This window comes from Streptomyces sp. 5-10, from assembly GCF_014712245.1.
Lineage (GTDB): Bacteria > Actinomycetota > Actinomycetes > Streptomycetales > Streptomycetaceae > Streptomyces > Streptomyces violaceusniger.
Map to the genome: position 1 here is coordinate 36,054 of NZ_JACVYG010000023.1, position 12,538 is coordinate 48,591.

A 12,538-nucleotide genomic window follows, 5' to 3' on the forward strand; every position below is an offset into this window, starting at 1 on the left:
ACCAGCGGGAGGACGCTGGTGGACATCCACTTACTCGGGCCGGTGGAGCTTCGGCTGGAGGGTCGGCGACTGAAGCTCGGCTCGGACAAGGAACGATCCCTGCTGGCCGCCTTGGCCCTGGAAGTGGGCCGCCCCGTCTCCATGAACGCGCTCATGGACCGGCTCTGGGACGGCAAGGCTCCACCGCGCGCCCGCGAGAACGCGCACACGTACATCTCGCGAGTGCGTAAACACCTACGCCTCGCGGGCACGGGGCCCAGCGCCCCGCGCATCACCAGCCGGGCCCACACCTACGTGCTGGAGACCGACCCCGACTCGGTCGACTTGAACCGCTTCCAGCGCCTCACCGACCTGGCCGGAGCGGCGGCGGCGAGCGGCGAAGACGAACGGGTCGTGGACCTCCTCACCCGAGCCGAGGACCTCTGGCAGGGAGAGGCCCTCGCCGGGCTCCCCGGCGCCTGGGCCGAAACCGTGCGCGCGATGCTCGCCGAACGCCGTCTCCACGCGACCATTTCCCGTATCGCGGCTCTGCACCGGCTCGGCCGTTTCGCGGGCTCGATCGGCGAGCTGTCGGCCATGGTGCGCGACCACCCGGAGGACGAGACGCTGGCGGGCCAGTTGATGCTGGCGTACTACGGCAGTGGCCGCTACACGGACGCCTTACGGGTGTACCAGCAGGCCCGCCACCTGCTGATGTCGGAATTCGGCTCGCGCCCCGGGACCGAACTGGAGCGGATCCACCAGAGTGTTCTCGACCGGACACCCATGGACAGGCTCGTCCGGACCACCGCGGCCGGGGCGTCCTCCGAGCCTTCCTCCGGAGGGTATTCCGCCGCTCAGCCTCCGCCACGGAATCTTCCGTACCAGCCCCCGCTCATCGGCAGGCGCTCCGAGCTCGACGTCTTGATGGCGTCCATCGGCACGGAGTCGAGCGAAGGGGCAGTGCTGACGGTGGAAACGGTCAGCGGAATGGCCGGGGTCGGCAAGACCGCGGTCGCGGTGGACATGGCTCGGACTCTGGCTCCCCGATTCCCCGCCGGCCAGGTCTTCCTGGACTTGCGCGGCCACTCCTCCTCCCAGGAACCGCTGAGCCCGAGCGCGGCCCTCGCCACGCTCCTGCGGCTGTTCGGGGCGCCCGCCGATACCATCCCCGTCCGATTGGACGAGTTGATCGCCCTGTGGCGGACCACCATCGCCGACCGCCGAGCGGTGATCGTGCTGGACGACGCGGCGGGCCCCGATCAAGTCGCACCGCTGCTGCCCGGCCATTCGCCCGCCCTGACCATCGTCACCAGCCGCCGCCATCTGACGGGGCTTCCGCATGCGGTGCCGCTTGCCCTGGAGGTACTGCCGACCGATGACGCGATCACTCTCTTCCGGAGTTTCGCGGGTGCGGCACGGACCCAGGACATCACGGAGACCACCCGCATCGTGCGCTTGTGCGGCCATCTGCCGCTCGCCATCGAATTGGTGGCCAACCGCTTCCGTTCCCGACCCTCCTGGAGCCTGACCACCCTGGGCGAGCGCCTGGCGCGCAGCCCCGGCCCCCTGGGCGAGATCCGCAACGCGGACCAGGAGATTCTGCGCGCTTTCGCCCTCTCCTACCGGGCCCTCGACGCGGCGCAGCGCACCACGTTCCGGCGCTTGGGTCTGCATCCGGGGACCGACTTCACGTCCGAGTCGGCCGCCGCGCTGCTCGACCTCCCGGCCAAGGAAACCGAGCGGCTGATTGAATCCCTGCTGGAGTGTCATCTCCTCCGGGAACCGACACCTGACCGATATCGGTTTCATGACCTTCTGGGCGAGTACGCCCGAATGCTCGCTTTTTCGGAAGACGATGAGCGCGAGCGCGAGCAGGCTCTGGCCCGGCTGATCACCTTCTATCTGCGGGCCGCGGAGCAGGCCGACCGCGTGGCATACCCGCGGAGGATCCGGCTCGCCGCGGACGGCGCGGACCAGCTTGCGGCCCTTCCCCGCATGCGGAACGCCGATGAGGCCCGCGCGTGGTTCGCCACCGAACGTGGCAACCTGCTGGCCGCCGAGCGCCACGCCCGCACCCACGACTCGCCGGAGTCCGCGGCCCGACTCGCCCATGCGCTGGCCGGTTTCCTGGAGGCCGAGTGCCATTGGCAGGACGCCGCCGACATCCTCCAGCACACCACCGACCACTGGTCCCGCACCGGCGACCAACCGGCCCTGTGCCACGCCCTGCTCCACCTCAGCTCCAACCACGCCAACACGGGCCGCTACGCGCAGGCCGTGGAGGCGGGCGAGCGGGCACTGGAGATCGCGCGGAGGACCGGGGACCGGGACGCGGAGTGGGAGGCGTACCGGATCCTCGGGGTGATTCATTGGCATATGGGCGAGAACGAGACCGCGGTGGTGCTGCACCAGAGGGCTTTGGCGATCGGTGTGGCGTCGGGCAACGTCCTGAACCAGGCCAGGTCTCGAAACAACACCGCGATATCTCTGCTCGCCCTCGGGGAGCTGGATCGTGCGCTTGACCACTTCCAGAACGCGATATCGGGTTTCCGGAGCGCGGGCGACGAGGCCAGCGCCGTGAGAACACTCAACAATGTTGGCGACCTGTACACACGCCGAGGGGACCACGCACAAGCCCGGAAGACCTTCGAGGAATTACTTCCCCTGACGGAGTCCGCCGGAAATGCCTACGCCCAGGCAATGGTACGCACCAACTTGGCCGCGAATCTCGCTGAAACCGGAGAAATCGACCGGGCACTGGCACTCCACCAGCAAGCGTTGACGGACTTTCGCATACTAGGCGACAGAAAGAGTCAGGCGACAGCGTACAACGGGCTCGGGGAAGCGTACTTCAAGGAGGGCTCTGTTGACGCATCCGTCGAGAACCACGCGAAGGCCTTGGACATCGCCCGCGACATCGGCACAACTCAGGAAATTACGCGCGCCCTGCGCGGGTTGGGTCAAAGCGAACTCGCCAATGGCCGACTCGAGGCCGCTGCCGAGCACCTGGAGGCGGCCATAGCCGCCGCGGACAAGGCCAACGCCCGCGACGAGGGAGCCAGGGCGCGGGCGATCCTCGCCGAGGTGCGGGCGACGGCGGGTGACGTCGCGGAAGCCCGGGAACTACTGCGGCAGGCGCTTTCCACGCTGCGCGGGCTGGACGAACGAGAAGCGAACAGACTGCACAAAATCCTGACCAGAATCGATCAAGGAGAAACAGAATTCACGACTCGCCAGTAAGTTAATCGACGGTAGCGTTCGCTTCGGGCATCGAACGCTTGTCTACCATCCTTCAGTTTGGATCTTCGAGGTGATCGACGCTAGGCTCGTGAGGCGTTGATCTTGACGCTCCAGCGAATTCACCCCGAGGATCCGTGCGAAATTGAAAACCCTTACTGGTTGGCTTCTCGCAGTGACGTTTCTCTGGGTAGTTTTGGCATGTATGCCGACGCTGCTCAAGGGATGGACATCCAGCAATCCGGCAACCCCCACCTATCAGACATACGTAGCGGAGAACTAGGATCGCCACTCGGGCCCAGGTCTCCGACCTGGGCCTTGGAAAACCCCGCGCCGTGGGCGGCCTCGCGTCGTTAGGATCCGCGCATGGCCACAGCCAATCACTCAGTCCTCCATGTCCTTACGGGCTACCGGCCGAAGACCACCGCGGAATGCGCCGACGTCGAGCGGGTGCGCGGCGCCATCGAGGCGGGGGCGCCCTGGGACCGGACGAGTCCCCTTCACATCACCGCCTCCGCCCTGATCGTGCACCCCGACAGCGGCCGTGTGCTGCTGCGCTGGCACCAGCGCCACCAGTCGTGGCTGCTGGTCGGCGGGCATGGTGACCCGGGTGAGTACGACCCGCTCGCCATCGCGCTGCGGGAGGGGCGGGAGGAGACGGGGCTGCCCGATCTGACGCCGTGGCCGGATGCGGAGGTGCGGCATCTGGTGATCGTTCCGGTCCCCGCGAACAGCCGGGAGCCGGCGCATGAACACGCCGACGTGCGCTTCGTGCTGGCCACCAGCGCTCCCGAGGCGGTACGGCCGGAGAACCCGGACGCGCCGCTGCGCTGGCTGACGCCGGACGAGGCGCGGATGGCGATCACGGAGGCGAACATCCTGGACACCCTGTCCCGAGTGGAGCCGCTGCTCGCGCGCTGATCGCTCAGTGGTCCGGCGTCATGGCTGCGGCTGGGACGGGCTGAATGCCTGCGCTACCGCGAGGCTGTCCTCGTAGACGTGGTGCCGGGTGACGAGGCCGCCCTCGAACGTGAGGTGCAGGGCGAACCGCGCACGATAGGCGCGCCCGGTGGACCGGGCGGTCTGGCGGATCTCGCCCAGCACGACCGCGTCGTCGCCGTCGACGAGGATCCGCTCGACCTCGGTGGCCGCCTCCTCGGGCACATGGTGCCGGGCCAACTCCCGGAAGTGGTCCACCACATCCGCGCGAGTGGCCCGGTGCCGAATCCACGGGGTGTCCGCGCGGCCGTGCTCACCCTCCGGCCAGTCCAGCTTCCAGTCACTGCGCTCGGCGTACAGCTCGGCGATCCGTTCGGGGTCGCCCTCACCGATGCGGCGCAGCAGTTCAGCCACCAGGTCGCGGGTGGTCACGGGCGCGGCCAAGGACATGGTGATCCCTCCGATCGGAAACCTTGCGGGAAGCGATCACCATGTTGCCCAGCGCAGCGGCTCGGTGCGATGACGTGAGAGGTAATGCCGTCGGCCCGTCAGCGGGGTCAGCGCCACAGGGAGATGGCCAGGCCCAGGCCGGCCAGGGCTATGGCGATGCGGAGGGGGGTTTCGGGGAGGTGGCGGACGGCCAGGGGGCCCAGCCAGCTGCCCACGAGGGCGCCCAGGCCGAGGGTGACGGCGGCGGGCCAGTTGACGGGGGCGACGGCCACGTAGGCGACTGCCGCCGTGACGTTGGCCGCGCCGGTGGCGATGTTCTTGACGGCGTTGGTGACCGGGAGGGGTTCCGTGGCCGTCAGTGAGAGCACTGCCAGCATCAGGACGCCCGAGGCCGCGCCGAAGTAGCCGCCGTAGAGGCCGACCAGCAGGACCGCGCACGCCAGCGGGAGGGTGGGGCGGGCGGTGTGGGCGAGGGGGCGGGAGCGGGAGGCCATGAGCCGGCGGAGCGGATCGCGGACCAGGATCAGCACCGAGCCGAGGGCGATCAGCCACGGGACGACGGCCTCGAAGGCGGAGGACGGGGTGCCCAGCAGCAGGGCGGCACCGACCGCGCCGCCCAGCGCCGCGATGGCGGCGAGCCGGAGGAGGCGGTCGCGCTGGCCGCGGAGTTCGGCGCGGGAGCCGGCCGCGGTACCGACGGTGTTGGAGAACAGCGCCACCGTGTTGGTCACGTTCGCGGCCACCGGCGGCAGTCCTACCGCAAGCAGCGCCGGATAGCTGAACAGCGAGGCCAGCCCCGCGATCGAACCGGCGAGCCCGGAGGCCACACCGGCCGACACCAGCAGCGCCGCGGAGCCGATGCCCATCCGTTCCCCACCCCTGTGCCCGTGCCCTGTGCGCCGCGTCGGCGGCGCCGCTTCATCCTCCAAGGAGGCTGTCTTCTATGCAAGACAGTGTTCAGGTGAGTGAACTTCCGGCACAGGGGTGCTTGTGCGTGGTGCGTGGCGTTACCAGGTCAGGGCGGTCTGCGCGTCCGTCTGCCAGTACGTGACCTTCGCCGCGCTGTCGACGTAGACCGAGCCGCCGGGCAGTTCGACCGGCTTGGGGTCCTCGCTGCCGTCGATGAAGACCTCGAGCGAGTCGACCTCGCCGCCCTCGGCGCCCGAGCCGTCCGCCGCGGAGGTGGTGATGCCCGCGTAGGCGCTCTCGCCCGGCGCGAGCATGACCACGGCCTGCGGCTTGCTGTCCTCGTTCACCGGGGTGGCGGCCTGCGCCTCGGCGCCGAACTTCAGGCCCGGGTAACCGACCAGCTTGCAGTCCACGCCGGCCTTGTTGGTCGCCTTGAGCAGCATGTGGTTGACGGGGCTCTTGACGTTCTGGAGGGAGATGGCCGTCTTGTTGATGTCGCAGTCGCCGACCGGCTCGGACTCGGAGCCGCCCCCGGACTTCTGGGTCTGCGACTTCGCGTCCTTGACCCCCGCGTCGCCCGCGGCGCCCCCCGTGACCTCCTCCTTGCCGCCCTGGTTGTCCTTGCCGCCCTGGTTGTCCTTGGACGCGGGGGCCGAGGCCGACGAGTTCGCCTTGCCCGCGTTGTCGGAGCCTCCGTCCCCGCCCCCGCTGCACGCCGCGGTCACGCTCAGGGCGGCGACGGCCAGCATGGAGGCGGCGATCGTACGGACGGTGCGGCCGCGACGGTAAGCGGTGACGTTCATGGCGGGCTCCCCCTATGGGTCGGCGGTCCGGCCGGTGTTCCGCACCGGCCCTCGGTCTGGCTATGAGCCTTCCGTGTCCCGCTGGCGTAAAGCTGCCGTCCCGGCGCCGTCCCGCTAACGCGCCGCTAACGGAACTCCCCGTCCACACCGGCCCGTTCGCCCTCGCGCGTCACCGCGGCTCACATCACCGTTCCGCCACGTCCTGGGCCGCATGGTCCGCCGGGCCCCCCGCCGACCTAATCTAGGTCTCCGGTAGGGCCGTTCGAGACGCGAAAAAATGCAGCGCGGGAGAGGCGCGGGAGAGGGGATCGGCGATGCCGCTGGCCACCGGGGATCCGGAATCCATAGGCGGCTACGCCCTGCTCGACCGGCTCGGCGCGGGCGGCATGGGGGTCGTCTATCTCGGGCGCGCGGCCTCGGGGCGACAGGTCGCGATCAAGCTGGTCCATGAGCAGTACGCCCAGGACGAGGAGTTCCGCACCCGCTTCCGGCAGGAGGTCGTGGCGGCGCGCCGGGTGAGCGGGGCGTTCACCGCCCCCGTCGTGGACGCCGACCCGGAGGCCGACCGGCCGTGGATGGCCACCCTGTACGTACCGGGGCGAACCCTCTCCGAGGTCGTACGGAGGAACGGCCCCCTGAACGGGCGGGAGTTGCGGACGCTCGGCCTCGGGCTGGTCGAGGCGCTGCGCGACATCCACCGGGCCGGGGTGGTGCACCGGGACCTCAAACCCGCCAACATCCTGATGGCCGAGGACGGTCCGCGCGTCATCGACTTCGGCATCTCCCGCGCCGTCGACAGCCAGACGCTCACCGTCACCATCGGACGCGTACTCGGCACCCCGCCGTTCATGTCGCCGGAGCAGCTGCGCAGTCCGCGGGGCGTCACGGCGGCGTCGGACGTCTTCTCGCTGGGCTCGCTGCTGGTGTACGCGGCGCGGGGCAGCAGTCCGTTCGAGTCCGACAGCCCCTATCTGTCGGGCTACCAGGTGATGTACGAGCATCCGACGCTGGAGGGGGTCCCGGAACCGCTGCGGCCCATCGCCGAGCGCTGTCTGGCCAAGGAGCCGGAGGCCCGGCCGGAGCTGGACGAGCTGCATCGCATGTTGCGCGAGCTGTCGGATTTCCCGGCGGGTTCCCCGGCCCCGGCCCCGGCGGCGGCCGGGGCCCCGGCCGAGGCCCCGGCGGCGACCGACAGCTCCGCGACGGTCGACGGGCCTGGAGCCGCCCACGACTCACGGGCGGCCCACGGCCCAGCAGCGGTCCACGGCACCGCAACGCCCCGCGGCACCGCGGCGTCCGCCGCTGGACGTCCCCCCGTCGCGCCGGACCCAGCCCCGGCCCCGGACGCAGCACCAGCCCCGGACCCGGCCCACGGCGGCCCCCAACCACCCGCCGCCCAGCGGACCGCACCGCGGCGAGGCGCCCGGCGGCGGCTCGTCGTCACCACCGCCGGGGTGGCCCTGGCGTTCACCGGGCTGACCGTCGCGGCAGCGGTCTTCGCCCCGGACATAACGGACTCGTCGGGCGACACGTCCGCCACCGCCGACGCCGCGCACTCCCAGCAGCCCGCCTCGCTCCCCAAGGGCTGGCAGCCGTGGCGGACGGAGCTGCGGGTCGGGGCCGAGGGGCCGCCCCTCGTCTACGACGAGTCCGGATGCGCCCCGGAGGACGGCCGGACCCTGTACTGCGGCGGCAACGGGTTCACGGTCGCCAGGGTCGACGCCGCCACCGGCCGGGTCCAGTGGCGGTGGGGCACCCGCCCCCAGCTGGCGCGGCCCATCGGGGTGCGGGACGGAATCGTCTACACCTACCGGGACGCGGAGGGGGGCGGGCGGTCCGTCGTGGCCCTGGACGTCGTCACCCGGAAGCAGCGGTGGGAGCGGAGCATCAGCGGCTCCGCCTCGGTGCGCATGTTCCGCGGCGGGGTGCTGACGCTGTCGCCGGACGACCGGCAGCTCGTCGCCTACGGGCCGTCCGGCGCGCGGCTGTGGCAGTCGCCGGCGCCCGAGGGGAGGTTCTGCGAGCCGACGGCGCTGGGCGGCGCGCCGTACGCCCTGTGCGCGCCCACCGGCTCCGACGGCCTGGCCGCCGAGGGCCCGTACGACCTGCTGGCGTTCCACCCCTCCGACGGCACGCGGCGGCACCTCACCACCCTCCCGCGGAAGGCGCTGACGCTCGGCGCGGTCCATGGCAAGCCGCTGTTCCTGATCCCGCAGACCGCGAAGGACGTGTACGACTCGGGGTACGAGCGCCCGTACAAGGCCATGGTGCGGGTGGATCCGCGCACCGGCGAGATCACGCGGATCCCGCTGAAGCGCCCCGTGCTCGGCAAGCCGACCCTGCTGCACGGCACCGTCTACTTGGTCCGTCCCAACGGAACGGTCACCGCGGTGGCGGCGGACAGCGGGCGGGAGCTGTGGCAGCGGGCGACGGAAACGGAGAGCCTGTCCGAGCCGGTGCTGTCCCGGCGGTACGGGCAGCTGTACTTCGCCAACCGCTTCGGCCGTCTGCTGGCGCTGGACGTGGACGACGGCAAGGAGGCGTGGCGCACGGCCGCGCTGAACGACCCCGGGACCTCGGCGGAGGATGCGGAGCCGAGTGTGGTGCTCGTCAAGGACGCGATCGTGGCGACGGCCGGGGACACGGCGTTCTCCGTACGGCCGGACCGACCGTCGGTCCATCCGTCGGTCCATCCGTCGGTCCATCCGTCGGTCCATCCGTCGGTTCACCCGTCGGCCCGGCCGTCGTCCTGAGCGGCGCGGCTGCGTTCCCGGCTACGCCGGGGTGGCCGGGCCCACGAGTTCGTCCAGGACGTCCGTCATCGTGACGAAGCCCAGGACCGCGCCGGTGTCGGCCGTCACGGCGGCCAGGTGGGCGCCGGTGGCGCGCATGGTGGTGAGGGTGTCGTCCAGCGGGGTGTCGGCGCGCACGCGGGGGACGGTGTGGACGGCGGCGCCGGGAAAGGGGCGGTCCCGGTCGGCGATGCCGAGGGTGTCCTTGATGTGCAGATAGCCCAGGATGGCGCCGCCGGGGCCGGTGACCGGGAGGCGGCTGTAGCCGGATGCGGCCGCCGCGCGCTCCAGTTGCGCGGGGGTGACGCGGTGGCCGACGGTGACCATCTCGTCGAGGGGGACGAGGATGTCGCCGACCCGCCGGGTGCCCAGCTCCAGGGCGTCGCGCAGCCGCTCGCCGCCGGACTTGTCGAGCAGTCCGGCGTCGCTGGAGTCCCGTACCAGCCGGATGAGTTCGTCGTCGGTGAAGACCGACTCGACCTCGTCCTTCGGCTCGACCTTCAGCAGCCGCAGCAGCGCGTTGGCGAACGCGTTGACGCCGAAGACGACGGGGCGCAGGAGGCGGGTCAGGGCCACCAGCGGCGGGCCGAGGAGGAGCGCGGTGCGCTCGGGCGCGGCGAGGGCGATGTTCTTGGGGACCATCTCGCCGATGAGCATGTGGAGATACGTGGCCGCCGTGAGCGCGATGACGAAGGCGATCGGATGCACCAGGGCGTCCGGCACGTGAACGGCGTCGAAGCCGGGCTCCAGCAGGTGGGCGATGGCCGGTTCGGCGACCGCGCCCAGCACGAGGGAGGAGATGGTGATGCCGAGCTGGGCGGTGGCCATCAGCGCGGACAGGTGCTCCAGCGCCCACAGCACACCGCGCGCCCGCTTCTCCCCCGCCTGCGCGCGCGGTTCGATCTGGCTGCGGCGCACGGAGATCAGGGCGAATTCGGCGCCCACGAAGAAGGCGTTGGTGAGGAGGGTGAGGGCGCCGATGGTGAGTTGGACGACGGTCATCGGGTGGCCTCGGGGGACTCAGGGTACTCAGGGGACTGAGTGGCTTCGGTGGTCTCGGCGGCTTCGGTGGTCTCGGCGGTCTCGGTGGCTTCCGTGATCCGTACGCGGTCGGCGCGGTGGTGGTCCACCTTCAGGACCGTGAGCTGCCAGCCGTCGTCGGTCTCGAAGGTGTCCCCGGCCGCCGGGATGCGCCCCAGGGCCGTGGCCAGGAGGCCCGCGACGGTTTCGTACGGGCCCTCGGGGGCGGTCAGGCCGATGCCGGTGAGCTCGTCCAGCCGTACGCCGCCGTCCGCCTCCCAGGCGCCGGGGCCGAGGGGCACCAGGCCCGGCGTCTCGTCGGGGTCGTGTTCGTCGCGGACGTCGCCGACGATCTCCTCGACGATGTCCTCCAGGGTGGCGATGCCCGCGGTGCCCCCGTACTCGTCGATGACGACGGCCATGGTGTGCGCGGTGCGCAGCCGGTCCAGCAGCCGGTCCACCGGGAGGCTGTCGGGCACCAGGAGCGGGGGCGTGGCCAGGTCGGTGACGGGGGTGGTGGCGCGGCGGGCGGCGTCCAGGGCGAGGACGTCGCGGATGTGCACGGTGCCGACCACCTCGTCCAGGGAGTCGCGGTAGATGGGGAAGCGGGACCGCCCGGTGGCCAGGGTGAGGTTGGCCGCGTCGGCGGCGGTGGCGTGGGCCTCCAGCGCCTGGACGTCCACGCGCGGAGTCATCACGTTCTCGGCGGTCAGCTCGCCCAGGTGGAGCGTACGGACGAACAGCTCGGCCGCGTCCTGCTCCAGCGCGCCCTCGGCGGCCGAGTGGCGGGCCAGCGCCACCAGCTCGTCCGGCGTACGGGCGGAGGCCAGCTCCTCGGCGGGCTCCAGGCCCATGCGGCGCACCAGGCGGTTCGCCGTGTTGTTGAGGTGGTGGATCAGCGGGGCGAAGGCGGCGGTGAAGGCGCGCTGCGGGGAGGCGACCGCCTTGGCCACGTGCAGGGGGCGGGAGATGGCCCAGTTCTTGGGCACCAGCTCCCCGGCGACCATCAGCACCACCGTGGAGAGGGCCACGCCCAGCACCACGGCGGTCGTCGACGCCGCGCCCTCGGGCAGGCCGATCGCGGTGAGCGGGGTTTCGAGCAGGGCGGCCAGCGAGGGCTCGGCGAGCATGCCGATCACCAGGGAGGTGACGGTGATGCCGAGCTGGGCCCCGGAGAGCTGGAACGTCAGCCGGCGCACCGCCGTGAGCGCGCTGTCGGCCCCGCGCTCACCGGCTTCGGCGGCGCGCTCCAGGGCGCCGCGTTCGACGGTGGTGAGGGAGAACTCGGCGGCCACGAAGAGCGCGCAGGCGAGGGTGAGGGCCAGGGCGAGGAGAAGCAGCAGGATCTCGGTCACCGTGCCACCCCCGTGTGCCCGATAACGGGTGCTCCGCCGAGGGGCGGGCGGGGTGTGGCACGGGTGGTACTGGGAGGTTCGCCCATTGCGGGTCCGGTGCTCCTTACGTCGCTGGGAAGTGCTGGGAGGGCGCTAGTAGGTCAAGTGTGCCCACACCCATAGTAAAGGGATGGTAAAGCTACGCTCCCGCCGGGCCACCGCCAGGGCCCGCACCGAAATCGGCTCCGCGTCACCTGCGGCTTTCCCGCGTCGGCTCGATTGGCCCCCGGGTTGCCTGTCGTCAGCACAGGTTTATCGGCAATACTTCCGGCCGTGGAGCAGAGCACTGGACCGATCATCCCGCCCATGCACACCGCCGGGACGGATCCGGGGTACATCCCCGGCCTGACGTCCCCGCGCCCTGCCGATGTGGAGGAGGACGCCCCGGACAAGGCAGCGGCGGAGCGGCCGCCGGAGGAAGTCACCGCCGAGGACGAGCCGGAGCCCGACGAGGACGGGGGCGTCGAGGCCGAGGCGGAGTCCGACGGCGAAACCGGCGCGTCGAAGGACGTCGTCGCGTCCGACGGGGAAGCGGACGACGAGGAGGACGCCGACGCGGACGAGGACAACGAGGAGGACGGCGGGGCCGTTTTCGAGGTGTCCGACCGGCGCGGTGCGATACGGGCCGGGCGCCGAGGGGTCACGTTCGAGCTCGACGGCGAGAAGGCCGAGTTCGGGTGGGACGAGATCGGCGCGGTGGAGGTCGACACCCCGCGGTTCGGGAAGCGCTTCGGGATCACCGTCTATACGACCAACCAGCGCTGGTACACCGCCGATGTCGAGGCACCGGCCCGCAAGCTCCTCAAGGAATGGACGGCGGAGCTGGACGCGGTGCTCGACGCGTATTTCGAGGACTCGGAGGACGGCGGGGCCGAGGCCGAGGCCAAGAGCGACGAAGCCAAGGACACTGACGCCGAGAACACCGACGCCAAGGACGCCACCTCGTAGCGGCCGCCCACGCGGGTGGCGGTTCGCCCGATCCCCGCTGCGCACAACCGTATCCGGCGCCGTG

The 12,538-nt window shown here is 71.3% G+C and carries 9 protein-coding genes; 4 read left to right on the forward strand and 5 right to left on the reverse strand.

Annotation, left to right across the window (positions count from 1 at the left end; translation table 11 throughout):
• The first annotated feature begins 42 nt into the window (after nucleotides 1-42).
• A complete protein-coding gene (locus IEJ02_RS24295) occupies nucleotides 43-3,222 on the forward strand; it encodes an AfsR/SARP family transcriptional regulator (protein WP_191066866.1) in 3,180 nt (1,059 codons plus the stop codon).
• Between the two features lie 363 nt (nucleotides 3,223-3,585).
• Entirely contained in the window at nucleotides 3,586-4,140 is a 555-nt protein-coding gene (locus IEJ02_RS24300; RefSeq protein ID WP_191066806.1) for an NUDIX hydrolase, read from the forward strand.
• Nucleotides 4,141-4,158: 18 nt separating this feature from the next.
• Here IEJ02_RS24300 and IEJ02_RS24305 read toward each other — a convergent pair whose 3' ends face one another.
• The 3 genes from IEJ02_RS24305 to IEJ02_RS24315 form a co-directional block, all read right to left on the reverse strand.
• A complete protein-coding gene (locus IEJ02_RS24305) occupies nucleotides 4,159-4,608 on the reverse strand; it encodes a nuclear transport factor 2 family protein (RefSeq protein WP_191066807.1) in 450 nt (149 codons plus the stop codon).
• Nucleotides 4,609-4,715: 107 nt separating this feature from the next.
• Nucleotides 4,716-5,474, reverse strand: coding sequence for a sulfite exporter TauE/SafE family protein (locus tag IEJ02_RS24310; protein WP_191066808.1), 759 nt, complete (start codon nucleotides 5,472-5,474; stop codon nucleotides 4,716-4,718).
• A 141-nt stretch (nucleotides 5,475-5,615) separates the two neighbouring features.
• Nucleotides 5,616-6,320, reverse strand: a complete 705-nt coding sequence (locus IEJ02_RS24315) for a DUF4232 domain-containing protein (protein WP_191066809.1) — start codon at nucleotides 6,318-6,320, stop codon at nucleotides 5,616-5,618.
• Nucleotides 6,321-6,634: 314 nt separating this feature from the next.
• Here IEJ02_RS24315 and IEJ02_RS24320 point away from each other — a divergent pair, with 314 nt between their 5' ends.
• Nucleotides 6,635-9,073 (forward strand): serine/threonine-protein kinase, encoded by a 2,439-nt coding sequence (locus IEJ02_RS24320; RefSeq protein WP_191066810.1) that lies wholly within the window; start codon nucleotides 6,635-6,637, stop codon nucleotides 9,071-9,073.
• Nucleotides 9,074-9,094: 21 nt separating this feature from the next.
• On the opposite strand, the gene IEJ02_RS24325 is transcribed toward IEJ02_RS24320, so the two are convergent.
• The gene (locus IEJ02_RS24325) at nucleotides 9,095-10,114 is read right to left on the reverse strand and encodes a hemolysin family protein (protein WP_137978791.1); all 1,020 of its coding nucleotides are present in this window, start codon (nucleotides 10,112-10,114) and stop codon (nucleotides 9,095-9,097) included.
• Nucleotides 10,111-11,487, reverse strand: coding sequence for a hemolysin family protein (locus IEJ02_RS24330; protein ID WP_317985896.1), 1,377 nt, complete (start codon nucleotides 11,485-11,487; stop codon nucleotides 10,111-10,113). Before IEJ02_RS24330 ends, IEJ02_RS24325 begins: the two co-directional genes overlap by 4 nt.
• A 312-nt stretch (nucleotides 11,488-11,799) precedes the next feature.
• On the opposite strand from IEJ02_RS24330, the gene IEJ02_RS24335 reads away from it, so the two are divergent.
• A complete protein-coding gene (locus IEJ02_RS24335; RefSeq protein WP_317985897.1) occupies nucleotides 11,800-12,474 on the forward strand; it encodes a hypothetical protein in 675 nt (224 codons plus the stop codon).
• Nucleotides 12,475-12,538: the final 64 nt, after the last annotated feature.

Excerpts from the sequence above, each read along its gene's own strand:
- IEJ02_RS24305 (WP_191066807.1), bottom strand. The coding sequence starts at position 4,608 with ATGTCCTTGGCCGCGCCCGTGACCACCCGCGACCTGGTGGCTGAACTG.
- IEJ02_RS24315 (WP_191066809.1), bottom strand. The coding sequence starts at position 6,320 with ATGAACGTCACCGCTTACCGTCGCGGCCGCACCGTCCGTACGATCGCC.
- IEJ02_RS24310 (WP_191066808.1), bottom strand. The coding sequence starts at position 5,474 with ATGGGCATCGGCTCCGCGGCGCTGCTGGTGTCGGCCGGTGTGGCCTCC.
- IEJ02_RS24325 (WP_137978791.1), bottom strand. The coding sequence starts at position 10,114 with ATGACCGTCGTCCAACTCACCATCGGCGCCCTCACCCTCCTCACCAAC.
- IEJ02_RS24320 (WP_191066810.1), top strand. The coding sequence starts at position 6,635 with ATGCCGCTGGCCACCGGGGATCCGGAATCCATAGGCGGCTACGCCCTG.
- IEJ02_RS24300 (WP_191066806.1), top strand. The coding sequence starts at position 3,586 with ATGGCCACAGCCAATCACTCAGTCCTCCATGTCCTTACGGGCTACCGG.